The 24,378-nt window shown below is 64.7% G+C and carries 22 protein-coding genes; 11 read left to right on the top strand and 11 right to left on the bottom strand.

The genetic code is table 11. The annotated features are described in order from the left end of the window. Nucleotides 1–70: 70 nt before the first annotated feature. From M9978_RS06265 to M9978_RS06250, 4 genes are read left to right on the top strand one after another with little or no spacing between them, the layout of a single operon-like run. Nucleotides 71–1,798 (top strand): GMC family oxidoreductase, encoded by a 1,728-nt coding sequence (locus M9978_RS06265; protein ID WP_254292138.1) that lies wholly within the window; start codon nt 71–73, stop codon nt 1,796–1,798. After that, entirely contained in the window at nt 1,798–3,279 is a 1,482-nt protein-coding gene (locus M9978_RS06260) for an aldehyde dehydrogenase (RefSeq protein ID WP_254292137.1), read from the top strand. The genes M9978_RS06265 and M9978_RS06260 overlap by 1 nt, the downstream gene beginning before the upstream one ends. 59 nt (nt 3,280–3,338) lie before the next feature. Further along, entirely contained in the window at nt 3,339–4,469 is a 1,131-nt protein-coding gene (locus tag M9978_RS06255; RefSeq protein ID WP_302053836.1) for an acyl-CoA dehydrogenase family protein, read from the top strand. A gap of 35 nt (nt 4,470–4,504) precedes the next feature. Next, nucleotides 4,505–5,689, top strand: a complete 1,185-nt coding sequence (locus tag M9978_RS06250) for an acetyl-CoA C-acetyltransferase (protein WP_254292176.1) — start codon at nt 4,505–4,507, stop codon at nt 5,687–5,689. A gap of 21 nt (nt 5,690–5,710) precedes the next feature. Here the strand turns inward: M9978_RS06250 and M9978_RS06245 are convergent, their stop codons facing one another. Continuing rightward, a complete protein-coding gene (locus tag M9978_RS06245; RefSeq protein ID WP_254292135.1) occupies nt 5,711–6,979 on the bottom strand; it encodes an MFS transporter in 1,269 nt (422 codons plus the stop codon). A gap of 101 nt (nt 6,980–7,080) precedes the next feature. Beyond that, nucleotides 7,081–8,316: a Rieske 2Fe-2S domain-containing protein gene (locus tag M9978_RS06240; protein WP_254292134.1), complete on the bottom strand. Its 1,236-nt coding sequence runs from the start codon at nt 8,314–8,316 to the stop codon at nt 7,081–7,083. 196 nt (nt 8,317–8,512) lie between these two features. On the opposite strand from M9978_RS06240, the gene M9978_RS06235 reads away from it, so the two are divergent. Beyond that, entirely contained in the window at nt 8,513–9,235 is a 723-nt protein-coding gene (locus M9978_RS06235) for an IS6 family transposase (RefSeq protein WP_302053812.1), read from the top strand. Here M9978_RS06235 and M9978_RS06230 read toward each other — a convergent pair. Both M9978_RS06230 and M9978_RS06225 read right to left on the bottom strand, forming a co-directional pair. Beyond that, nucleotides 9,164–9,817 carry a PAS domain-containing protein gene (locus M9978_RS06230; protein ID WP_254292133.1) on the bottom strand — a complete coding sequence of 218 codons (654 nt, stop codon included), beginning with the start codon at nt 9,815–9,817 and terminating at the stop codon, nt 9,164–9,166. The two genes, M9978_RS06235 and M9978_RS06230, sit on opposite strands and share 72 nt — an antisense overlap. Then, nucleotides 9,807–11,189 carry a sigma-54-dependent transcriptional regulator gene (locus M9978_RS06225; RefSeq protein ID WP_254292132.1) on the bottom strand — a complete coding sequence of 461 codons (1,383 nt, stop codon included), beginning with the start codon at nt 11,187–11,189 and terminating at the stop codon, nt 9,807–9,809. Before M9978_RS06225 ends, M9978_RS06230 begins: the two co-directional genes overlap by 11 nt. A 131-nt stretch (nt 11,190–11,320) precedes the next feature. Between M9978_RS06225 and M9978_RS06220 the strand changes: the two genes are divergently transcribed. Genes M9978_RS06220 through M9978_RS06205 form a run of 4 tightly spaced genes read left to right on the top strand, consistent with a single transcriptional unit; the run spans nt 11,321 to nt 16,118 of the window. After that, the gene (locus M9978_RS06220) at nt 11,321–11,572 is read left to right on the top strand and encodes a hypothetical protein (RefSeq protein WP_254292131.1); all 252 of its coding nucleotides are present in this window, start codon (nt 11,321–11,323) and stop codon (nt 11,570–11,572) included. Further along, nucleotides 11,572–12,894, top strand: a complete 1,323-nt coding sequence (locus M9978_RS06215; RefSeq protein ID WP_254292130.1) for an efflux RND transporter periplasmic adaptor subunit — start codon at nt 11,572–11,574, stop codon at nt 12,892–12,894. Before M9978_RS06220 ends, M9978_RS06215 begins: the two co-directional genes overlap by 1 nt. Before the next feature lie 2 nt (nt 12,895–12,896). Beyond that, nucleotides 12,897–13,577 carry an ABC transporter ATP-binding protein gene (locus M9978_RS06210; RefSeq protein ID WP_254292174.1) on the top strand — a complete coding sequence of 227 codons (681 nt, stop codon included), beginning with the start codon at nt 12,897–12,899 and terminating at the stop codon, nt 13,575–13,577. Nucleotides 13,578–13,601: 24 nt separating this feature from the next. Continuing rightward, nucleotides 13,602–16,118: an ABC transporter permease gene (locus tag M9978_RS06205; RefSeq protein ID WP_254292129.1), complete on the top strand. Its 2,517-nt coding sequence runs from the start codon at nt 13,602–13,604 to the stop codon at nt 16,116–16,118. A 122-nt stretch (nt 16,119–16,240) separates the two neighbouring features. Here the strand turns inward: M9978_RS06205 and M9978_RS06200 are convergent, their stop codons facing one another. From M9978_RS06200 to M9978_RS06170, 7 genes are all read right to left on the bottom strand, one after another. Beyond that, nucleotides 16,241–17,329 carry an aromatic ring-hydroxylating dioxygenase subunit alpha gene (locus tag M9978_RS06200; RefSeq protein ID WP_254292128.1) on the bottom strand — a complete coding sequence of 363 codons (1,089 nt, stop codon included), beginning with the start codon at nt 17,327–17,329 and terminating at the stop codon, nt 16,241–16,243. Nucleotides 17,330–17,373: 44 nt separating this feature from the next. Next, nucleotides 17,374–17,862, bottom strand: coding sequence for a VOC family protein (locus tag M9978_RS06195; RefSeq protein WP_254292127.1), 489 nt, complete (start codon nt 17,860–17,862; stop codon nt 17,374–17,376). Continuing rightward, complete coding sequence (locus M9978_RS06190) at nt 17,859–18,929, bottom strand: 2Fe-2S iron-sulfur cluster-binding protein (RefSeq protein ID WP_254292126.1); 1,071 nt, start codon at nt 18,927–18,929, stop codon at nt 17,859–17,861. Before M9978_RS06190 ends, M9978_RS06195 begins: the two co-directional genes overlap by 4 nt. A gap of 55 nt (nt 18,930–18,984) precedes the next feature. Further along, entirely contained in the window at nt 18,985–19,341 is a 357-nt protein-coding gene (locus M9978_RS06185; RefSeq protein WP_436977167.1) for a fumarylacetoacetate hydrolase family protein, read from the bottom strand. Then, on the bottom strand, nt 19,322–20,509 hold the full coding sequence (locus tag M9978_RS06180; RefSeq protein WP_254292125.1) for an MFS transporter: 1,188 nt from the start codon (nt 20,507–20,509) through the stop codon (nt 19,322–19,324). The genes M9978_RS06185 and M9978_RS06180 overlap by 20 nt, the downstream gene beginning before the upstream one ends. 47 nt (nt 20,510–20,556) lie before the next feature. Next, the gene (locus M9978_RS06175) at nt 20,557–21,387 is read right to left on the bottom strand and encodes a FadR/GntR family transcriptional regulator (protein ID WP_254292124.1); all 831 of its coding nucleotides are present in this window, start codon (nt 21,385–21,387) and stop codon (nt 20,557–20,559) included. A gap of 62 nt (nt 21,388–21,449) precedes the next feature. Further along, nucleotides 21,450–23,189, bottom strand: a complete 1,740-nt coding sequence (locus tag M9978_RS06170) for a CocE/NonD family hydrolase (RefSeq protein WP_254292123.1) — start codon at nt 23,187–23,189, stop codon at nt 21,450–21,452. A gap of 114 nt (nt 23,190–23,303) precedes the next feature. Here M9978_RS06170 and M9978_RS06165 point away from each other — a divergent pair, with 114 nt between their 5' ends. Together M9978_RS06165 and M9978_RS06160 are read left to right on the top strand one after the other, a co-directional pair. Continuing rightward, complete coding sequence (locus M9978_RS06165; RefSeq protein WP_254292122.1) at nt 23,304–23,828, top strand: nuclear transport factor 2 family protein; 525 nt, start codon at nt 23,304–23,306, stop codon at nt 23,826–23,828. Nucleotides 23,829–23,832: 4 nt separating this feature from the next. Continuing rightward, nucleotides 23,833–24,375 (top strand): nuclear transport factor 2 family protein, encoded by a 543-nt coding sequence (locus M9978_RS06160; RefSeq protein ID WP_254292121.1) that lies wholly within the window; start codon nt 23,833–23,835, stop codon nt 24,373–24,375. Nucleotides 24,376–24,378 lie beyond the last annotated feature (3 nt).

Below are 24,378 nucleotides of genomic sequence, written 5' to 3'. Positions count from 1 at the left end.
CATATTTAGCCCAGCATCGCGTTAATTCGCCGCTTTTCATCGATATTTCGTTATTATATCCGTTTTTTCGTTGACCGCTATCAAGCCCGTCGTCATGACGCGCCGCTGTCGGATCAGCGGCAGCAGCAATTCGAACGAGCGGAGGGGAGCCTTGTCCGAACCTGAATTCGACCACATCGTGCTCGGCGCTGGTTCAGCGGGTTGTGTGCTGGCCAACCGCCTGTCCGCTGATCCGCATCGCCGGGTGCTGCTGGTCGAAGCAGGCGGCTGGCCGCGCGGGTGGGTGCGCAACATGCCGGCCGCCGTCAAACAGGTCATGTTGCGTCCAGATCTGCGCTGGCCACTCAGGTCGGAGCCGGAGCCGGCGCTCGGTGGGCGCTCGCTTGAACTGCGACGTGGCAAGACCATTGGCGGATGCTCACAGATCAATGGCATGGTCTATGCCCGTGGTCACCCGGCCGACTATGATGACTGGGCGAGGCTGGGCTGCACCGGTTGGGCGTTTTGCGATGTGCTGCCCCATTTCCGGCGGCTCGAAAATCACTGGTCGGGTGCGAGCGAGGTGCATGGCGTCGGCGGACCGATCGGCGTTACGCGACCACGGGACACGGCGCTGCTGATAGATATCTTTCGCATGGCGACCCGTCTTGCCGGTCATGACGAAAATGAAGATTACCACGCCACCTACCGCGACGGCTTCGCGCCGCTTGATCTGACCATCGCCAATGGTCGGCGTGCCGGTACTGGCGACGCGTACCTTCGCCCCGCGCTCGCACGACGCAATCTGCAAGTCGTGACACGCGCGCACGTCTTGCGCATCGCCATCGCGGCCGGGCGCGCGACCGGGGTCGACATCCTGGTCGATGGCGCGGTTAAGCGCATCGCGTGCAGCGGCGAGATCGTGCTCGCGGCGGGCGCTTATGGGTCACCGCACCTGCTGATGCTGTCAGGCGTGGGGCCGGCCGACATGCTTGGCCGGCACGGCGTGCCGATCGTGCACGATGCGCCCGATGTGGGCGAGAACCTGATCGAGCATCCGATGGTCTATATGCACTTCTCGGCCAAACCGCAGACCTTCCTGTCTGAACTGCGGATCGATCGAGCAGTCAAATCGGCGGCACGGTGGGCGCTGTGCGGCAGCGGACCGTTCGCATCCAACGCTTGCGCAGGCCACGCATATTTGCGCAGCACACCGCAGGCCGACCGGCCCGACATTCAGACGATCTTCGCCGCGCTCAACCTGGGTGCCTGGCTGTGGAATCCGCTCACACGCGCGGCCCCCCCGCACGGCCTCTCTGCGGGGATCAGCGCGTTGACTCAGGAAAGCCGCGGCCGTGTTTTCCTCAAATCGAACGATCCACGGACACCGCCCGGCATCTTGCTCAATCTGCTGAGCAATCCGCAGGACGTCGCGCGCATGATCGCCGGCATCAGACTTACCCGCGAAATCTATCGCACCGGCCCGCTCGGCGCGCTGGTCACGCAAGAGCTGTCGCCCGGCGCCAACGCCAATGCTGCGGAAACCGAGGCAATGTTGCGTCGCGATTGTTTCACGGCGGAGCATCCCGTGGGAACCTGTCGGATGGGCGTCGATACGCGAGCGGTCGTCGACCCGCAGTTGCGCGTGAATGGCGTGGCCGGTCTGCGGATCGTCGATGCCTCGATCATGCCGCGTCATGTCGGCGGCAATACGAATGTGCCCGTCATCATGATCGCGGAGAAGGCCGCCGACATGATGCTTGGCCGCACGCCGCCGCCGTCTGCAAAGTCTTTCCTGCCGCTACAGGGTACCGCGTGATGCGGATCGACGCGCCGCTCGCAGCGCCAGACCGCTTCTTTATCGGTGGCCAATGGGTAAGACCACTCGGTGAGCGCATGATCGATGTCATCGCGCCGGCGACGGAGCAATGCTTCGTGCGAGTCGCAGCGGCGGAGATCGCCGATATCGACCGGGCCGTGGCCGCCGCGCGTGAGGCGTTCGATGCTGGCCCCTGGCCTCGTATGCATCACGTCGAGCGCGCGGGATATCTCGAAGCCTTTGCGGACGCGCTCGAACAGCGGCTTGCCGACCTCGCATTTGTCTGGCCGTATGAAGCCGGCATCGTTCACACGCTCGCCCAAGCGTTCCTCGCCGATAGCAGTCGGATGTATCGCGATTATGCGCGCATGGCCGAGATATTCGTCTTCGAAGAGCGGCACCTGCGCAAGGGCGGCGGCGGTATCGGGCTGCTCGTGCATGAACCCGTCGGGGTGGTTGGCGCCATCATCCCGTGGAATGGGCCGGTAAACCTGATCGCCACAAAGATCGCGCCCGCCCTGCTCGCCGGCTGCACAATCGTCATAAAGGCCTCACCCGAAGCACCATGCGCACCGCTGATCATCGCCGAAGTCGCTGCGCAAATCGGCCTGCCGCCCGGCGTGCTCAACGTCGTCACGGCTGACCGCGCCGCATCTGGCGCACTCGTCCGCAACCCTGATGTCGACAAGATCGCGTTCACCGGCTCGTCGGAAGCCGGCAAATCGATCGCCGCGCAGATGGGCGCTCGCATGGGTCGCTACACGATGGAACTGGGCGGCAAGTCCGCTGCGCTGGTGCTGGACGACTATGATCTGGAAAAGGCGGCATCGCAGCTCACGCATAGCGTAACTCGGCTGTCGGGGCAGATCTGCACAACGCTCAGCCGGATCATTGTGCCGCGCCATCGGCATGACATGCTGGTCGATGCGCTGGTCGACCAATTCGAACGGGTTCGCGTCGGCGACCCGTTCGATCCTGATGTCACGATGGGACCATTGGCCACCGCGCGACACCATGCACGCGTATCGGGATACATCGAGCGGGCGATGGCAGCAGGCCAGTGCATCGCGACGGGCGGCGGGCGGCCCGCCGGCCTCGACCGTGGGTTCTACCTGCAGCCCACGCTGTTCGCCGACGTCGATAACGCGTCGGAGATCGCGCAGGACGAGATTTTCGGGCCGGTGATCTGCGTCATCGCCGCGCAAGACGAGGATGACGCGATCGACATGGCAAACCGCTCACGCTTCGGTTTGTCCGGCGCGATCTTCTCCAACGATGCTGACCGGGTCTACGCTCTAGCGCGGCGTGTTCGCACCGGCACGGTCGGACAAAATTCTGGCAGCGGCGACTTCTCGATCGCATTCGGCGGCGTGAAGGAATCGGGCATCGGGCGCGAAGGCGGCGTCGAGGGCCTGCGCGCGTATCTCGAGCCCAAGACGATCCTGCTCGAAGGCGCGCCATGCCGAAATAGGCCCTCGTGACCCGCGCAAACCATCCATCGATTCGAGGAGTTTAAGTTGTGGACCAAGACATATTCGAGATGCTGCTCAACACGATCCGGCGGTTCGTCGACGAGCAGCTGATCCCGGCCGAGGATCTCGTTGAGGAGAATGATGCCGTGCCGGACGGCATTGTCGACCAGATGCGCGAGATGGGCCTGTTCGGCATTTCGATACCGACGGCGTTCGGCGGTCTGGGCTGTACCATGACCGAAGAGGCGGCCATCGTCCGCGAACTGTGTCGAGCGTCGATCGTCTTCCGGTCCGTAATCGGCACGACAGTAGGAATCGGTAGCCAGGGGATCGCGATCGACGGGACGCCCGCACAGAAGCAGGCGTGGCTTCCCAGATTCGCCGCGGGCGATGCAATTGCCAGCTTTGCCCTGACTGAACCCGACACCGGCTCCGATGCCGCATCGTTGCGCACGATCGCCGTTCGCGAGGGGGACAGTTATCGGATCAACGGCACCAAGCGCTTCATCACCAATGCCCCGCGTGCGAGCGTGTTCACGCTGATGGCGCGCAGCGAACCGGATATCCCAGGGGCCGGCGGCATTTCAGCGTTCATCATCCCGGCCGACACACCGGGCCTTTCGCTGGGTCGCCCAGATAGGAAGATGGGTCAGAAGGGCTCGGTGACCACCGACGTAGTCCTTGAGGACGTCGTGGTTCCCGCCAGCGCTATCATCGGTGAAGTGCCTGGCCGAGGCTTCAAGACTGCGATGAAGGTGCTCGATCGCGGACGGATCCACATTGCCGCCGTCGCGCTCGGCATGTGCGATCGCCTGCTCGACATGGCCGTCGGCTATTCGATCGATCGCAAGCAGTTCGGCCAGCGGATCGCCGACTTTCAGCTGGTGCAGGCCATGCTGGCCGACATAAAGGTCGATTTGCTGACGAGTGAGGCATTGCTGCAATCGGTCGCCGCCAAATTCGACGCTGGCATGCCCGTCAGCCTCGAATGCGCGGCGCTCAAATATCACGCTTCCGAAGCTGTCGGTCGGATCGCCGATCGCGCCGTCCAGATCTTCGGCGGCGCGGGCTACATGGCGGAATATAAGGTCGAGCGCTTCTACCGCGATGTCCGGCTGCTGCGGATTTATGAAGGCACATCGCAAATTCAGCAGACGATCATCGCCAAGCAACTGATCCGTCGGGCCGAGGCCCTTTGACCGTCACAGGGAGCCGTCATGCGTAGAGAGCAGCCATCGTCACTCCGATCCGTACCGCTGTCGGCAAATTCGGCGGCTCGCTTGCGCCGCTCCAGGCCGGCGCCCTAGGCGCGATCGTAATCAAGGCCCTGGTCGCGCGCTCCGGCATCGATCCTGCGCGGATCGACGACGTCGTGATGGGCCAGGGCTATGCCAGCGGAGAAGCGCCCTGCGTCGCGCGGTTTTCGACGCTGGCTGCCGGACTACCGGAGACAATCTCCGGTGTGCAGATCGACCGCCGTTGCGGCTCCGGGCTACAGGCGGTGATCGACGCCGCGATGCGGGTCCAGACTGGCGCAGCTGATGTGGTGATCGCAGGCGGCGTGGAAAGCATGAGCAACGTCGAGTTTTATTCGACCGATCATCGCGGTGGCGCTCGCTTCGGCTCGACCACCTTCCACGATCGCCTGACGCGGGCACGGCTGATGTCGCAGCCGATCGAGCGGTTCGGCGTGATCAGCGGCATGATCGAAACCGCCGAAAACCTCGCCCGCGACTACAGTATCAGTCGCGAGGCGTGCGACGCCTATGCCGCGCAAAGTCACCGCCGGGCGCAAGCGGCTTGGGCGGCGGGCAAGTTCGATGATGAGATCGTTCCCGTCACAGTTCCGCAACGCAAGGGCGAGCCGGTCATTTTCGCCAGGGATGAGGGCATTCGCGGGGATGCCACAGCCGAGTCGCTCGGCCGGCTATCGCCGATCGAAACGGGCGGCGTGGTCACCGGTGGCAATGCAAGTCAACAGAATGACGCCGCCGCCGCCTGCCTGGTCGTCGCGGAGGACAGACTTGCCGAACTCGGCCTCGCGGCTGCTGCCTGGCTACGTGGCTGGGCGGTAGCGGGTTGCGACCCATCCCGGATGGGAATTGGGCCAGTGCCGGCTGTGGCACAGCTGTTCGCACGAACCGGACTGGGCTGGCACGACATCGATCTGGTGGAGCTCAACGAGGCCTTCGCGGCGCGGGTGCTGGCTTGCCTTAAAGGCTGGAACTGGGATGATCGCGACAAGCTCAATGTCAACGGCTCGAGAATTTCGTTGGGTCACCCGATCGGGGCGACTGGCGCTCGGATCCTCGCGGGGCTGGTACGCGAACTCGGCCGCCGTTGCGCGCGCTATGGACTGGAGACAATGTGCATCGGGGGCGGCCAGGGTCTGGCGGCAATATTCGAGCGAGCGACCTGATCCTCACTCTGCATATCGGTTTCAGCTGCTGTTGACTCGCCCCATCAGCCCGGCAACCGTGCCGATCAGACAACCAAGCGCGCAGATGGTCATCAGCGCGACGCCGAGTGACAGGGCCGGGTCATAGGTATGGATTCGGTCGTTAAGGATACCGACCAGCAGCGGCCCCGTCATCAGCGCGACCAGACTGGTCATCGCATAGGTTCCCGCAGTCAATGTGCCGCGATATCGTTCGGGCACCATCAGCTGGATACCTGCGGGGCCGGCCGGCGCACCCAGCGTCAGGACCAGCACGAACAAGAGATAGCCAATCGCCGCGGTATGGACGCTGGCGCTGAGCAGCATGAGCAAGCCGGCCGGGATGGCGAGGAACAGGCTGGTCGCCAGCGCCATGCCGACAGCACGTTCGGGTACGTGGCGACGCAATCGATCAAGATAGACGCCGCCGAGCAAAGCGCCCCCCGCGCCCCCGACGAACCCGAGGCTACCGACCATCAGTCCCGCAGCGCCGATGGGCATGCCATGTTCGCGCACAAAGAAGCTGGGGATCCAGGAGACGTATGTTGCCTGAACGAACAGGCTCGCCGTCCATGCCACGCAATGGACGGCAAGCGGGCTGTGGATCGTTCGAGCAAACGCAAGCGCACTGCGCAGCGAACCCCTGCCCGTTTTTTCATTGCGCGCCGGTTCCTCGAACGTCAGCATCAGCAGTGCGACCGGAAGTCCCAGCACGCTCGCGACAAGAAACAGAATTTGCCAGTCAGCCAATCCCATCAGCTCGCCATGTGTAGCAAGATAGCCGACCAGGGCGCTACCACCGATCAGAGCGATCGCCTTGCCCATCGGTACGCCGGTCTGGAACACCCCGATCGCCTTGCCGAGCGACTCTTGCTTGAAAATCGCGGGCAGGATCGACATGACCGCTGGAATCAACGTGGCCTCGCCCAATCCGACTGCGGTTCGCGCGAGAAACAAAGTGGGGAAATCGTCGGCGAGCGCGCACAATAGTGTGGCCAGCGACCAGGCGAGGATACCTGCGGTTATCATGTTCCGCCGGTTCGCCCGGTCGGCCAGCACGCCAAAGAACAGGCCGCTCACGCAATAGAGGATGGCGAAACTCGGCCCCGTCAGCAGACCGACTTGCGTATCGGTGAGCGCAAGGTCCCGCTTGATCGGGATCACCGCGATCGACATCAAGAACCGGTCGATCGCGCAAACGGTGTAGGCACCGGCCAACACAAAGCAGATGAACCACGGACTGCGCTGACGCCGGGCCGCAAGGTCGCTCACCGATCCGCTCCGCGCCGGCACCCATGTCGCCCGATTGCGGACGTCGTGGGTCTGATGCGGTGTTGGGCTGCGTGCAACCGGACCGCCGGCTCGAACACGGCTCAGGATTCCGCGGCAGCTAGCGCGGCGTTCTCGTCCAGCGCAGCCTGCAGCCGATCATCGAGGAAATTGCCGGCGACGATGCGGACAGGCCGATTGCTGAGCACGTCCATGTTGAAGGGCGACTTGCCCGCCGCGACGTCGGTGATCGCCTGCTTCAGCATGCGACGATACAAGGCGACGCCCTTGTCGCTGCTTACCAGATTTTCCTCGGTGTGAAGCGTGATCGGCCCCTGGCTCTTCTGAGCTTCATAGTCTCCGGGATCGCGCTGATGCTCTTCCTCGGTCATATCGTGCCAACTGCGGGGAAACAGCTGCCGCTCGAATTCGCCACTCTCCACCAAACCGGCGACACGATCCGAAGCACGGAAGATAATTATGTTGCGCGTGTTGTGATCGTCGACCGGCACCTTCCAGACGAACAGAACCGACTTGTCGAAATCATGCGCGAGCGGATTACCCGAGACGGTGAGCAACGGGAAGATCAGTTCGCCAACACGGTGAACCACATGATCCTGATCGCGCCGCAGCGTCGATGTGCGCACGCCGTGCGGGATCGGCTCCCATCGCACTTCCGGACGAATGCCAAATGACGGGTGAAACTGGTCGCGATTGAGGTTGTGCAGTACGTAGACGTGAAATGGATCCACGCCATTCTCGGTCATCTGTAGCCAGTTGTAATCCGGCTGCGGATCACCGAACACTTTGTGGTGCGCATCGACGATCAAACGGTATTGCCCGTCCTCAAGATTCTCGAGCGGTTCGTAGCGTGGCAGCGGCGGTTTTTCCTCCAGCGGCCCGAGATAAGCGAAGATGACGCCATAGCGCTCCTCGACCGGATACCAAGGCTGGCGATAATGCTTTACCGTCCGAGCGCCACAATCGGGCTCGCACACTTGTTCGAGGCATTGCCCCGTCGGCGCGAACAGCCAGCCATGATAACAGCATCGGATGCCGCGTTCCTCGACGCGGCCATAATAGAGCGAAGCGCCGCGATGGATGCAGCGCGGGTAAACCAAGCCCACCTCACCCACTCTGGTGCGGAACAGGATCAAATCCTCGCCCAGTAGGCGGACAGCCACAGGAAGGTCGCCTACTTCGGCAGAAGCAGCGATCGGATGCCAGTAGCGACGAAGCATCTCACCGGCAGGCGTTCCGCGGCCCACTTGCGTCATCGCAAGGTCTGACTGCCCCGGAGCGAAGTGATAGGCTGAACCTTCCGACGACGACGGCTTCATGCACCAACTCCTATTCGATATTTCGTCAGTGTCATCGAAATATCGCCGTGTCAACCGGTCGGGCCGTTGCTTGTGCAGACAATCCGAAACGTCACGTCGAGGGATGCGGCAGTAGCAACCCCCACTGTCCTCAGCGTTGATGGGTGCTGTCAATGCAACGTGGCAGCGCAGGCCGGGCGCTGCTAAGCGGCGCTGAATGAGCCGCAAATCTCGAGCCAAACCGTCTTCTCCATTTCGCTACTTCAACTCGTCGCCCGAGGTGATCCGCCTTGTGGTGATGATGTATGTACGGTTCCCGCTGTCGCTGCGGAACGTGGAGGACCTGCTGTTCGAGCGCGGCATCGACATTTGCCACGAAACGGTGCGGATGTGGTGGAATCGCTTCGGCCCGATGTTCGCCGGCGACATCCGCCGGCAGCGGGTCAGCCGGATGCGTGGCTTTCGCCACTGGCGCTGGCATCTTGATGAGATGTACGTGAAGCTCAACGGGGAGATGGTCTATCTCTGGCGCGCCGTCGACCACGAAGGCGAAATACTCGAGAGCTTCATCACCAAAACACGCGACAAGAAGGCCGCCCTGACCTTTATGAAGAAGGCGCTCAAACGCCATGGCTCACCTGAAGCCATTACAACCGACGGCCTCCGGTCGTACGGCGCAGCCATGAATGAACTCGGCAACCGCGAAAAGCAGGAGGTCGGGCGATGGGCAAACAACAGGGCCGAGAACGCGCATTTGTCTTTTCGACGGCGAGAGCGAGCGATGCTCAGATTCAGGCGAATGAAGACGCTACAGAAGTTCGCCTCCGTGCATGCCAACGTCCATAACCATTTCAGCCTGGAGCGCCATCTAGTCGACCGACAGACATTCAAGGAACGCCGCTCGGCCGCGCTGGCCGAGTGGCAATCCCTCGCGAGCTAGGCTGCCAGCTTCAATGACCGAGCTCCATCCTGTGGAGAGCGGTTCGCAGAGGACTGACAGCACCCCGCCCGACCCCAGCAGCCGTTGCGCGAACGCCTCGCCATAGACCGCATGATCCTCGGGCCGCGCGCCGACATCGCGGTCGAACAACCGCCGCGCCGCCTTGTTGCGCAGCCGCACGCCATGCGCCGGATCGACCGTGAGCAGCGCCACCGGCATGTCGTCGAGCAACGCTTCGAGGAAGCGCTGCTCCTCGATCCCGCGCGCCCGTTCCGCGCGCAGATCGCGCACCGCATCGGTCAGCGCGCCGCCGAGCCGATCAAACGCCGCATCGCCGCGCCGATCGAAGCTCGCCGACAGATCGCCATGCCGCAGCGCCTCGACGAAGCGCGCCAGCATCAGATTGGTCCGCCGCACATGCCCGACCAACCCGACGACCCCCGCCGCCGTCACGCCCAGCGCGACGAGCCGCACCACCGCCAGCCCCGGCTGCGCAAACGCCCACACCGTCGCGCCGAGCGCCGCCAGCAGCAGCGCGACCCAGCCGAGCAGCACCAGCGTGAAGCGATGCTCAGAGCCCATGCTTCTCCATCCGCCGGTACAGGGCGGCGCGAGACAGTCCCAGTTCCGCCGCCGCCGCGGAGATGTTGTAGCCGTGCTTCTTGAGCGATTCCTCGACCAGCCGCCGCTCGGCACGGTCGAGGTTGAGATCGGCGTCGCGCGCCGGCGTCACCACCGCCTCGGGCGCGATGCGCGGCGCCGGCGCGGCCAGCGACAGATCGCCCGGCTCGATCGGCGTGTCCCCCGCCAGAATCACCGCGCGCTCGATCGCATGGCGCAGCGCGCGGACGTTGCCGGGCCAGTCATGCCCCGCCAGTGCGGCCTGCGCCGCCAGACTCAGCGCCGGACGCGGGCGGCCATAGCGCGCGGCATAGAGGTCGAGATAATGGTCGATCAGCGCCGGCACGTCCTCGCGCCGCTCGCGCAACGGCGGTAGCTCGATCTCGACCGTGTTGAGCCGGAACAGCAGATCCTGGCGGAATTGCCGGGAATCGCGCAGCGCGGCAGCGGACAGGTTGGTCGCGGCGATCACGCGAATATCGACCGGCACCGGCCGGTTGGCGCCGACCGGGGTGACATGCCGCTGTTCGAGCGCGGTCAGCAATTTGGGCTGGAGATGCAGCGGCAGATTGCCGATCTCGTCGAGGAACAGCGTGCCCCCGTCCGCCGCCTGAATTCTGCCCACGCGGTCGCCCTTCGCCCCGGTGAACGCGCCGCGGACGTGGCCGAACAGCTCCGAATCGATCAGTTCGGTCGCCACCGCACCCAGATCGAGCGTCACCATCGCCCGGTCCGCGCGGCGCGACTGGCGGTGCAAGGCGCGCGCGACCAGCTCCTTGCCGGTGCCGTTCTCGCCCAGCACCAGCACATTGGCGTCGGTCGGTGCGGCGCGCGCGATCAGCGAATGCACGCGCATCATCGCCGCCGATCCGCCGATCAGATCGCTGCCACTGCCCAGCGCCGGCCGCACCCCCGCCGCCCCCGCGCGCCGCCGCGAGCGGTTGAGCGCCGCGGCGGTGCGCACCGTGGCGAGCAATCGCTCGTTCGCCCAGGGCTTGGAAATGAAGTCCGCCGCCCCCCGCTTCATCGCCTCGACCGCGACATTCACCCCGGCATGCGCGGTGATCATCACAACGATCAGGTCGCCATCGACCGCCAGCAGCTGGTCGAGCAGTTGCAGCCCCTCCTTCGCATCGGTCGCGCCGCGCGCGAAATTGGCGTCGAGCAGCACCACATCGGGCTTGCGCCCGATTGCCACCGACAGCGCCTCGGCGGGCGCGACACAGGTCACCACCTCGTCGAACAGCCCGCGCAGCAGCAGGCGGACGGCCATCAGCACGTCCTCGTCGTCATCGACGACGAGACAAAGTCCGAACCGATCCCCCGTCGTCATTGACCGCTCCCGTACAACCGCTGTGCGGAACCGAACAATCAATAACCGTGCCACCCCATTGCCGACAGCCGATTTTTCCGGGGATTCCGCCCATTTCGGCACTTGGCACGACTGATGCTGTGGAAGATCGCATGGACCAGCCGGACCGCCCCACCAGCGCTCGCCGCCGCTTTCACGCCGTTCGCTTCGTGCACGTCGCGGCGCTCTGCGCGATCCTGTGCTGGCTGATCTCGAACGCGATCACGCGCACCACCGCGCTGCTGGCGCCATTGGCACTGTTCGTTTCCGGACAGGATTGTCCGAAGCCGGACAGTGTCCGCCCGCCGGCAAGCGCCGCCGCGCTGGTGGCGCCATTGGCATGCGCCTTGCTCAAGGTCCGGTGATGCGCCTGATCAAGCTTCCCGATTCGACACCCTCGACCGGCGATCCGGTCTCCGGCAGCGGCATGGACCGCGTCGTCGAGACGCGCCGCCTGCCGCGCTGGGCGCCCTGGGCGCTCGGCGGCGCACTGCTTATCGCCGCCGCGCTGGTTTTCTGGTTCTACGCCCCGCGCGGCGACGCGCAGACCGTCGCGGCCGACCGCCTGACGATCTCGACCGTCACCAACGGCACGTTCGAGGACTTCATCCCGCTGCGCGCCCGCGTCACGCCGCTGCTCACCGTCTATCTCGACGCGATCGAGGGCGGGCGGGTCGAGAAAGTGCTGGTCGAGGACGGCACGCAGCTCGCAAAGGGCCAGCCGATCGTCGAGCTGTCCAACGCTGAACTTCAGCTCTCGACGCTCGCCCGCCAGACCGAGGTCGAGCAGCAGATCAACAATATGCGCAGCCAGGAACTGGCGCTCGCCCAGACGCGCCTCGCCAACGAGCGCGCGGTGCTCGAGGCCGAGCTCGCCGCCGACAAGACGCGGCTTCAATATGAGCGCGAGGCGAAGCTCGCCGAGCGCGGCTTCGTCAGCGGCAAGGCGTTCGCCGACACCACGGCGCAAAATCGCTACGAGCGCCGCCGGCTCGACGCGATGCGCCGCAGCCGCGCGACCGACGAACGGCTGCAATCGAGCCAGCTTGCGCAGCAGCGCGCGTCGATGGCGTCGATGCGCGCCGGGCTCGACATTGCGCGCGCCAATCTCGATGCCCTCAAACTGCGCGCGCCGGTGGCAGGGCAACTCTCGGGGTTCAACGTCCAGGTCGGCCAGTCGCTCTCGCGCGGCGAGCGCATCGGCCAGATCGACAGCCCCGGCCGCAACAAACTGATGGCCGGCGTCGACGAATTCTATCTCGGCCGCGTGCAGCTCAACCAGAAGGCGAATATCGAGCTTGCCGGCAAGAGCTTCCCGGCCAAGGTCACGAAAATCTACCCGCAAGTGCAGAACGGCCAGTTTCAGGTCGATCTGCAATTCGTCGGCCCCGAACCCGCCGATCTCCAGCGAGGCCAGACACTTCAGGCAAGGCTGACACTCGGCGATCCCGCCCCGGCGCGGCTGATCCCCAACGGCGCCTTCTACAGCGAGACCGGCGGCGCTTACGTGTTCGTCGTTGCCCAAGACGGGCGCAGCGCGGTCAAGCGCCCGGTTCGCCTCGGCCGCCGCAACGCCAGCGCGATCGAGGTGCTCGAAGGACTCGATTCCGGCGAGCGCGTGATCACCTCTCCTTACACCGGTTTCGCCGACAAGGACCGGCTCGACCTCTCCGCCCGAAAGGAATGACCATGCTTCAAATGCGGCAGCTCTCTCGCGTCTATCGCACCGACATGGTCGAGACGACCGCACTGGACGCGATCGACCTCGACGTCGCCGAGGGCGAATTCGTCGCGATCATGGGGCCGTCGGGCTGCGGCAAATCGACCCTGCTCAACCTGCTCGGCATGCTCGACAGCCCGAGCAGCGGTTCCTACGTCTTCGCCGGGCAGGAGGTCGCCGGCCTTTCCGAGAGCAAGCTTGCCGAGGTGCGCAAGGCGAGCATCGGCTTCATCTTCCAGAGCTTCAACCTCGTCGACGAGCTGACGGTGCGCGAGAATGTCGAGCTCGCCTTGCTCTACCACGACGTCCCCGCCGCCGAGCGCAAGCGCCGCACCGACGAGGTGATGGATCGCGTGGGCATCGCCCACCGCGCGCGCCACCGCCCCAGCCAGCTGTCGGGCGGCCAGCAGCAGCGCGTCGCCGTCGCCCGCGCGCTGGTGGCACAGCCCAGGCTGATCCTCGCCGACGAACCCACCGGCAATCTCGACACCAACCAAGGCGAGGAAGTGATGCGCATGCTCCAGTCGCTCAACCAGCAGGGCTCGACCATCATCATGGTCACGCACTCGCCCTCGCACGCCGATTATGCCGGCCGCATCGTCCACATGCTCGACGGCCGCATCCTACAGGAACGCCGCCGCGCCGCCTGATCCTTCCTTTCCGGAGCACAGCCCATGTGGCGCAACTACCTCACCGTCGCGGTCCGCGCGCTCGCCAAGAGCCGGGTCTATGCCGGCATCAACATCGTCGGCCTCGCGCTCGGCCTCGCCGCCTGCGTGCTGATCCTGCTCTATGTCCGCTACGAGACCAGCTATGACAGCTGGATGAAGGGCGCCGACCGCGCCTTCCAGATCCAGACCGATTACAAGGCGACGCCACAGGGCGGCGAGGAAATGCACCTGCAGATGAGCGGGATCGTCGTCGGCAAGACGCTGCAAAAGGACTATCCCGATCAGGTCGAGAAGCTGGTGTGGGTGCGCGGCTTCTCGCCCATCGTGATCCAGGACGGCCAGGCCGGCGAGATCGAGGATCTGCGCATGGTCGACGGCAATCTGTTCGAAATTCTCGACGTGCCGTTCGTGCGCGGCAGCGGCGCCACCGCCCTGCCCGACACGAATTCGATCGCGCTCAGCGAGAGCGAGGCGACGCGCCGCTTCGGCACGCTCGACGCGGTCGGCAAGACACTGACGATCGTCGATAATCAGGGCAATGTCGATTATCGCGTGACCGGCGTGTTCAAGGACTGGCCGAAGAATTCGAGCTTCTCCGCCAACGCCGTCGCGCGCTTCGATCTGGGCGTGCAATTCGCCGACCGCATGGGTCAGGTGACCGGCTGGGACAATCAGCAGGGCTGGAACTTCGTGCGGCTGCGCTCGCCCGAAGACGCGAAGCTCATCCACGATCGCATGCCCGCGTTCGAAAAGCGCAACATTCCGGACGAGGTCACGGGCGACCAGCGCCGCAACCCCGGCGAGTATCAGGACTATCGCCTCACCAACATCCGCAATGTCCATCTCGGCGATGCACAGGACGCCGCGGTCAGGCCGGGTAACGACCGCTTCACGGTGATCACCTTCGCGATCGTCGCGCTGCTGATCCTCGGCATGGCGTGCGTCAACTTCACCAACCTCGCCACCGCCCGCGCCTCGCAGCGCGCCCGCGAAGTGGCGCTGCGCAAGGTGCTCGGTGCCTCGCGACGCCAGCTGATCATCCAGTTTCTCGGCGAATCCGTGCTGGTCACCGCGATCGCCATGCTGCTGGCGCTCGGCCTGGTCGAACTGTCGCTGCCGGCGTTCAGCGCGTTCCTCGATGCGCAGCTCGAACTGCATTATTTCGGCGCGGGTGGCGTGGCGCTGCCGGCGATCGGGCTGGTGCTGCTGGTCGGCATCGCCGCCGGGCTCTATCCGGCCTTCTTCCTCGCGCGGTTCGAGCCGGCCAAGATCCTCAAGGCCAACAAGTCGGCGGCCGACGCGCACGGCTCGGGCATCTTGCGCAACGCGCTGGTGATCGGACAGTTCGCGGTGTCGATCGCGCTGATCATCTGCACCGCGGTGATCTATGCCCAGACCGTCTATGCGCAGACCGCAGACGCCGGCTATCGCCGCGACGGGCTGCTTCAGGTCGGCAATCTCGGCTATCGCGGTGTCGACGACCGCGACGGACAGGTCGCCGAGCAGCTGCGCCGCATCCCCGGCGTCGAGGCGGTCGCACGCTCGCAAATCGGCGTCGACCCCGGCAACAATTCGATGAGCCGCGTCTTTCTGCCCGGCAGCACGACGCAGACCGTCGATCTCGGCGACTATGCGGTCGAACAGGATTTCTTCAAGGCGATGGGCATGAAGCTGCTCGCCGGACGCCTCTTCTCCGAAGCGCAGGGCAAGGACGACGCGACTACCCCGCCGCCGAGCAATCCCGGCTATCAGGCGGCAGTACAGGCGCTCATCCAGCGCGGTCTCAACGTCGTGATTACGCAGGAGGCGTCGCGCCGGCTCGGCTTCAAGTCACCGCAGGACGCGATCGGCCAGCGCGTGCGCACCGAGGCCGGCAACGACAATGGGCTGATCGAGCTAACCGTAATCGGCGTGGTCGCCGACGCGCGCTTCCGCTCGGTTCGCGATCCGCTTCAGCCGATCATCTACACGATGCGCCGCAATGGCTTCGGTGACATCCTCGTCCGCTTCTCGGGCGATCCGGCCAAGGTGCGCGATCAGGTCGAAACGGTGTGGAAGCGTACCATCCCGCAAGTGCCGTTCGGCGCGCGCTTCGCCGAGGACATCGTCCGTCAGCAATATGATCAGGAGACGGCGCGCGGCCAGCTGTTCGCGGCCTTCGCCTTGCTGGCCGTGGTGATCGGCTGTCTCGGCCTGTTCGGCCTCGCCGCCTTCACCGCCGAACGCCGCACGAAAGAGATCGGCATCCGCAAGGTGCTCGGCGCGAAGACGCGCGACATCGTCCGCCTTCTGGTGTGGCAATTCAGCCGCCCGGTCCTCATCGCGAACCTCATCGCCTGGCCCGTCGCCTGGTGGTTGATGCGCGACTGGCTCAACGGCTTCGATCAAAGAATTGCGTTGACGCCGTTGCCTTTCCTGACCGCAGGCGCGCTCGCTCTGCTGATCGCAATCGCGACAGTCGGCTGGCACGCCTTCCGTGTCGCGCAGACAAGCCCGGTGCGCGCACTTCGTTATGAATGAAAGGCAGCCTGCCGAGCTGTCTGACCAGCGCGTCGTGGCCTTGCTCCGGCGCGATGCCGGCACGGCCGGTCTCGGTCAGGAATATGCCGCACCCAACACCCTCACGGCTGTCCGACTGCACCTTAGTCGAGCATCGGCTCCAGCGCTTCAGGGTCCGGTATGAGCGTTTGGCTGCGCACCAACAGTCCGGGAGCGCCCGCTTGCTGTTGACGCACCAGTAACGACAGGATGCGGCGCGCCCTGAGTGGTGCATCGTCCACGCGCAGCGCCATCTGAGGAACCGAAAGTCCCGAATCGTCGAGCTCGCGCTGCTGCAGTTCCACCATTTCCTTATCCTCGTCGAAGGTCCGACGATGCGCCTCCACGATCCCTGCGGTGAGTTCGGCGTCGTCCTGGCGGAAGTTGCGGTTGTGGGACCAGAAATAATGCGTCGAGGTTTCGGTCTCGGGCGTCAGCAGGTGAAGCACCCGCGACACGAGCGTTTCCTCGACGGCACCGCCGGCGGGCCGCGCGCCGACATCGGTCATGTTGATCGACGGCGCAGTCCAGATCGCCGTCTGCCAGCGGTCGATATGGTTGTCGTTCCCCTGCAAGACGCGGAAGAAGGGCGGGGGCACGATGTTCGGCATCTCGCGATGCGCCAGCACTTTCAGGCCGTCGACGCTTACCTTTACCGGGAAGTCGGCGATGGTTTCCTCTTCCTGATTGCCGATCGTCCCCTGGTGGATGTAGTTTTCATGGCTGAGGTCGAGCAGATTGTCCGTCAACAGCCGGTAGTCCGCCGCGACATGCGTGTAGCCGTTCGACGCGGTCCAGTGCGGCAGCGCCGGCCATGGCACGTCGGGGACCAGTTCCGCATCGGCGAGCTTCGCGTCGCCCATCCAGATCCACACCATTCCGTGCCGTTCGGTCATCGGAAAGACCGTGGCAGCCGCGTTCGGCGGGATTTTTGCCTGGCCGGGAATGTGCACGCACCGCCCATCGCTGGCGAAGGTCATCCCGTGATAGCCGCAGCGTATCGTATCCCCGATCCGCTGTCCGGCCGACAGCGGCACCAGCCGGTGCGGGCAGCGATCGAGAAACGCCGCCGGCTCGCCCGATTCCGTGCGCAAGAGGAGTACTGGCTGGTCCAGGATGCGCCGCACCAGCCATCCTCCGCCGTCCATCTCGGTGGGCCAGGCAGCGACGTACCAACAATTCTTCAGGAACATGTCCACACTCCATTCCGCGCCTTCATCCCGGAAAGCGCGACACGTCAGCTCAGCTCGTAGCGGTCGCCGAAATCGAACAGATCATCATGGATGAACCCAGGATAGTACTGGATTTCCCACCAGTTGCTGTCGAGGTCGCGCAGATAGAAGCTGTACACCCCATGCCGGGCGATCGGCTCCTTGATCTCGGCGATGCCCCATTCGTCCTTGAGCTCGACCGCCTTGCGATAGGCTTCGTCGACCTCTTCCTTGCTCGCCATGTCCAGCCCCCAGTGATTGAGGAGCTGGGCCGGATGCAGCGCGTCGCCGACTTCCACCGCGACAATGAAGAATTTGAGGCCGAGCCGGATGACGAACGAGCTCGGCGAATGGACGACGACCTCGAGCCCCAGGAACTCCTCGAAGAATTTGCGGCTCTTCTTGAGGTTCCGGACCTCCAGCGTGCCATGCGACATCACATAGGGTTTCAAGACCGATGGCCGCTCGGGCGTCTCGACGATCGCGTCGTCGACCAGTTCGCGTAGGATGCTCATGCCCTGTCCTCCTCAAATGCTTCCTGCGTGCGCGCCGCGCGTTCGGCGGCAGTGAGGAATTCGTCCGCGTAGAAATGTGCCGGCCCCTGTCCGCCCATCGCCTCGAAGCGCCGCGCGGTGTCCTCGATCATCGCGGGCGAGCCGCAAGCATAGACGTCCGCGCCCGACAGATCGGGATGGTCGGCAATCAGCTGATCCTGGACATGGCCGGTGCGGCCTTGCCACTCGCCGTCGGGCGCACGCGACAGGACGGGATGGAAGGTGAAGCCGGGATATTGCCCAGCCCATTCCCGCGCGAGACCGGCCATGTACAGATCTTCCTCCCGCCGCCCGCCCCAATAAAGGGTGAAGCTGCGCTGGCCGATCTCGCCGGTGGCAATGGCATGCTCGACCATCGCCTTGATCGGCGCGAAGCCGGTGCCGGTCGCCAGCAGCATCACCGGCCGGTCGCTGTCGGAACGCAGGAAGAAGGTGCCAAGCGGCATCTCGAGCCGCAGAAGTGCCTTGAGCGCCATTTCGTTGAACAGCCGGTCGGTGAACACCCCGCCCGGCGTGTGGCGGATATGGAGTTCGAGCTCCGTCACCCCTTCGGGCTTGCAGACATTGGCGATCGAATATTCGCGCTTGACCCCTTCGCCAAGGTCGAAGGCGAGATGCTGACCCGGGAAATACCGCACATTCTCGTTCTGAGGCAGCCTCAGCTTGAGGATCATCACGTCGTCGGCGGCGCGGTCCATCGCGACGATCCGGCACGGCGTCTGGTGCGGGCGGATATTCTCCGCGCCGATGATCTCGTCGGTCTCGATCAGCAGGTCGCTGCGCGGATTGGCCTGGCACAGCAGCGCATAGCCGGCCTCATGCTCCGCCACCGTCAGATAGTGAGTCATCGGCTGGTCGGCATAGCTGATCGCGCCCTCGACGACCTTCGACTTGCACGTCCGGCAGAAACCGGAGCGGCAATTATAGGGCAGCATGAACCCGGCTTCGAGTCCGGCCGCGAGGATGTTCTGTTTCTCGCCGCACTCGAAGCGATGGCCGGAGCCGCTCAAGGTAACCTGATATTTCAACGACGCGAACTCCTCTCCGATGACCGCGGCTGCCGCCGTGCGAACCGTCGCGGCATCACGCTGCCACGGCCTCGTCCGCGATGCTGTTCCGCAGGATGCCGATGCCGTCGATCTCGATCTCGACCGTGTCGCCCGGCTTCATGAAGACCTGCGGATCGCGCTTGTTGCCGACCCCGCCCGGGGTGCCGGTGACGATGACATCGCCAGGCGAGAGCGGCGTGAAGGTCGAGCAATATTCGATCAGCCGCGCGATCGGGAAGATCATGTCAGCGAGCACCGCATCCTGCATCACCTCGCCGTTCAGTCGAGTCTGTAGCCGCTGCGTTTCGGGCGCGCCGAATTCGTCCGGCGTCACCAGCCACGGCCCGAACGCGTTTAGGGATGCGTGCGCGCTACCTAGCCGTCGGAGAATAGCGGGCGCCGAGCAGCAGACCGAGGGCTGCCAACGACAAGATTGGAAACGCGATCAGCGCGATATCGTAAGAGCCGCTCTGGTCGTATATCTGCGCGGTGAGGACCGGGCTGATAATCACCGCGACAAGCGTTAGCGCGAAGCAGGTGCCGAAAATGCGAGCGTAGGCGAGGCGACCGAACCGTCTCGCTATCACATAACCCATCAGGTCAATCTCCGCGCCTTGAACGGCGCCGAGGAAGAACGCCGCGGGCAACGCCCAGCGCAATCCGTCGAGCATGAGCAGCAGCCCCGTGACTTGCCCGAGGTAAAATACCGTGGCGACAGCGCGCACCGACCAACGATCAAGCAGGATGCCGGTGACCAGCCGCCCGAACAGCGAGCCCGCAGAAACCATTCCAACCGCAGCCGCGATCTGCGCGGGCGACCCGCCTGCATCGGCGAGCAGCGCCGGAAAATGAAAGTTGATCCCTACGCACGGCACGAGGAGCAGCGCGAACGAACCCGTAAACAGCCAGAAATCCGCCGAGCGCAGCGCGGCAGCCAGCGACATGCCTTGGTCGGCAGACTCGCGCGCCGCTGTGCGTTCCGCCTCGGGAACAGCGCCGCGATTGTCGCGGAGCAGCAGCACGACATTGAGCATGCCGATCGCCAGTGCGACGCAACCGACCACCAGAAATGCCTGCCGCCAACCCTGCGATACGAGCAGCGCGGTAACCGCCCAGGACGAACCTGCAACGCCCACGGCCACTCCCGCGGACGCAATCGCCAGCGCCATGCCCAATCGCTTGTCGAACCATCGCTGAACCAGGCCGAGATATGCCGGATAGCCGGCCAGGCTTCCGCCGATCACGGCGAAACAGGCCAGCAATACGAACGATGCGAAGGACGAGACCTGCGACATCGCGGCATACCCGCCCATGCCGAGCAGCACCCCGATCGCTATGACCCGCGGCGGCCCGAACCGGTCGGCGAGGAAGCCGGCGGCAGGCAACGCCAGGGCATTGCAAACACCCGCGACTGCCAGCGTCATGGAGAATTGCGTCCGCGACCAGCCGAATTCGGCAGTCATCGGCTTCATGTAGATGCCGAGCGGGATCAGCATGATCGCCGAGGTGGCGACGGACAGACCGATGAAACAGCCGAGCAGAACCAGGAAACGCCGCACTTCTCACCACTCCTGGTCTCTCGGAGCCGGCCTCGCGGCCCGATGCTTCAGGTTCTGAACTGGCGGACCATGTCCGACACCGCGTCGATCAGCCGCGGATTGGAAAGGTTGATCGCGCGCAGGATGTCGTCCTGCTCGAACCGCTCGCGCTGCGCATCGAAATAGCGGTCCATCGCGGCGCGCGCCACGGCGGCATCGCGGGCGCGGATGCCGTCGAGAATAGCGACGCGGTGCGGCTGGAAATCCATCGCGCGCGCGCGCCAGAAGCGGATGCCGCGGCCCGACAGCGTCTTGAACTGCACCTCGTTGAGCAGCGCCAGCAGGAACGCTTCGAGCGATTGCAGCAGCGCATTGTGGGAGGCCGCCGACAGCGCGCGCTGGAAGCCGATGACCCGGGCGATGACGTCGTCCACTTCCTTGAGGTCACCCAATTGCTCGAACTGGTCGGAAATCCGCGCCATCTCGGCGATGTCGGCGTCGGTCGCCTTGGCGACCGCCAGCTCGATCGACAGCCGCCCCAGCGACTGGCGGATATCGATCACTTCCATGATGCCGACGCTCTCGAGCTGAAGCAGCGTCTGCAGTGCCGAGGCGAGCGCGAAATCGCCTTGTCCCCGGACAAAGGTGCCATTGCCGTGCAGCACCTCGACCAGCCCCAGCGTCTCGAGCGCGCGGATCGCCTCGCGGATCGTCGGCTGGCTCACCCCGAACCGGTCGGACAATTCCTTCTCGCTCGGCAGCCGCTCGCCGTCAGGCAGCCGGCGCGTGACGATGTCCTGACGCAGCGATTCGATGATCTCGTCGACCAATTTGATCCGCCGCGGCCGCGGCTTGAGCTCGGTGGGAAGCGCCACGGTCGAGGGTTGCTTCGTCTTCATGTCAGCTGGTCACCTTTCCGCCTGCGTCTTGCAGGGTCGCGCCGGGGTACGCAAGGTTGCAGCTACCCGGCCATAATGGGCAGCTGGAGATAGGACGCGCGCGACCCGCCGGTATGGATGACGTGCTGGCCCTTATTGTCGGGCGTCAGGTCGGTCACCAGCGGCACCAGCGGCCCAGTGATGTTGCGCGCGCCGATCACCAGCCGCAATTGCTCGCCGGGACGGAAGACCATGCCCATCGGCGACAGATCGATTTCGATGTCGACCACCTCGCCGGGCGAGAGTTTTTCGACACGGTCGAAGCTGTGCGCGGGAACCTCGTCGGTCGAGAGCGCGGGGTCGAGATGGCGGGCCGAAACCCGCAGGCGTCCGAGCGAACCCTTGTAGCGGAACACCGACGAGCCCTGTTCGGTGATGTCCTGCATCCGTGCGCCGCTATTGGGCACGGTGATGTGGCTCAGATGGCTGCCCTGGGCGTCGAGCTTCTGGACGAGGAGGAACAGGTCCATATCGTCCGATCCCCTGGCCTCCACCCACAGATGCGCCTTGGGATAGCCGGCCAGAACCGTTTCCTGGTCAAAGCGCACGGTGAAGGAACACAGCGCCGGGTTCGACTCGCTGTCATATTCGGCCGGAATCTCCGGCACCGGCGCGATCGGAGCCAGGATGCGCGGCCCGCCATGCAGGAAGAATTTGGTGTTGGTCACGCCCTCGGGTGGAAAGCTGTCGGCGGGCAGGTTTTCCTGGTCGCCACCGCGCATGTCGTGCACGGCGTAGCGGACTCGCGGCGTCTTCTCCCAGCCATTGTCGGCGCCCTTGAGGAAATGATCGAAGAAGCGGCGCAGATCCTCGGTATTGGCCTCGTCATAATAGTCCGGCCATTCCTGGGTGGCGTGGATTCGCAGCCATTTTTCCTTCGACGCCATTCGCCGCCAGCCGCGGAACGTGCCCATCGTGTGCAAGGTGTTCGAATAGCTGGCGGTGACATAGGCCGGCACGGTGATGCGGTCGAACTTCGCGACCTTGTCGTCCCACAGCGCGTTGACCAGCGGATTGGCCTGTGCTTCGAGCGAATTGTCCTCGCGCTGGCCCGCGCCCGTATAGTTGAGCCGCAGCCGCTCGGCGAACCCGAAATCGGGGATGCCGCCGCGAAAGACCAGATCGCGATAGACGTCGCTGAGCCCTTCCTCGGGATTGATCGCCGCCAGATGCGGCGGCTGTTCGGCGGCAGTGAACCATTGCGAGATGGCGAGATAGGAGGTGCCGCTCATCCCCACCTTGCCGTTGCACCACCCCTGCACCCCGAGCCATTCGATCAGGTCGTGACAGTCCTGCCCCTCCTGCGGCCCGAACATCGCCGCGTCGCCCTCGCAAAAAGCAATGCCGCGCGGATCGGGATTGCAGACCGCATAGCCATGCACGCACCAATAGGCCGGATCGGGCGCCTCGAACTTGGCGAGGCCGGAGACGATCGCATTGTCCATGCCCAGCATCGTGTAGAGCATGGTCACCTTCGGCGCGGTCCCGCCACTCTTGCCATAAGGGCTCCAGGCGATCAGCACCGGCACCTTCTCGGACCCCACCGGGCGGAAGATGTCGACATAGATGGTCACGCCGTCGCGCATCGTGACCGGCACATCCTTTTCGAACACGATATCGCACGGGATCGGCTTGAACTGGGGATCGATCTGATAGCCGGCCGGCAGCGTCCGCGTGCCCGGTTCGAACGGGCTTAAGACTCCGTGTAGCGGCCCCGCTTCGTAAGGGGTGGCGGGAACATAGATCTTCTCTCCGGGACCCATCGGCTTGTCCTTATCGGCTGCGTTTGATTCATGGTGACTTGGTGTCTTTGACACGTCAAGCGCTAGTTGCTAACGCCCGCAAGGTCAAACGCCGGCACGGCAGGGAAGAGGATGATGAAGATGGTGGACGACAAGGCCGATATTATCCAGGTGCTCAACCTCTACGGCTTCGCGCTCGATTCGCGGCAGTGGGATTTGTTCGACCTTGCCTTTACCGACGATATCGTCGCCGATTTCGGGCCGGCAGGCGCATCGTGGACCGGACTCGCCGACTGGAAGCGTTCCTTTGCCGAATTCCACGCCACGCTCGACAATCACCAGCACACGATGATGGGCCATCTGGTCCATGTCGAGGGCGACACGGCCTGGGCGTTCAGCTGGGGCAACTGGCTGCTGGTGCGCGACGATGCCGAGGGTGGATCATCCTGGCTCGGCACCGGCTGGTATGACGACGAACTGGTCCGCACGCCGACCGGCTGGAAGGTCCGGCACCGCATCTGCCGCCTGACCGGCTGGACCGGCAACCCCAGCGTCCCGCACCCGAACGACGAGCACAAGCCCGACATGCGCACCAACGCGCTCCACGAATTCGCCGCGGCGGGGAAGATCCGCTACCTCGAAGCGATCAAGGGCAAGTAAGGCGATGGACGATACGGCAAAGCTCCAGACGCTGTGGGACGAGCGCGCGATCAACCAGGTGATGCTGGCGTTCGGGCATAGCCTCGACGCGCGCGACGCGGCAGCCCACGCGGCCTGCTTCACCGATCCGGTGAACATCAATTTCAAGGCGTTCACCGGCCGCGACGAAGTGCGCGTGCCGGCTTCGCTGTGGGCGCAGTTCGGCGGGTTCATCCTGGCCGATGCGCCCAGCCACCATATCCTCGGCAATTTCAAGATCGCGATCGACGGCGACCGCGCGTCAGCACGGGTCTATATGATCTCGAGCCTGTGGACCGGCGCAGACCGCGCGGGCAACCGGCAATATGGCTGGTACGATGTGTGGTTCGAGCGCGCGGGCGACGAATGGCAGATCTCGCGCCTGAAGCATGAGTTTCAAGGCGTCGAGGGCAATGCCGCCGGGCTGGAGAATCACGACCCGGCCTTTGCCGCGATCGCGCAACAGGTGTTCTCGCCCGCCAACGTGACCGCGGCGCAGGCGTGGCTCGACCAGATGGGCGGCGCGTAGCCG

Origin of the sequence: Sphingomonas tagetis (genome assembly GCF_024211275.1) — a bacterium.
In the GTDB taxonomy this organism is placed as follows: Bacteria; Pseudomonadota; Alphaproteobacteria; order Sphingomonadales; family Sphingomonadaceae; genus Sphingomonas; species Sphingomonas tagetis.
Note: the sequence above shows the minus strand (reverse complement) of the source record. Positions and strands in the feature narration are given on the sequence as shown.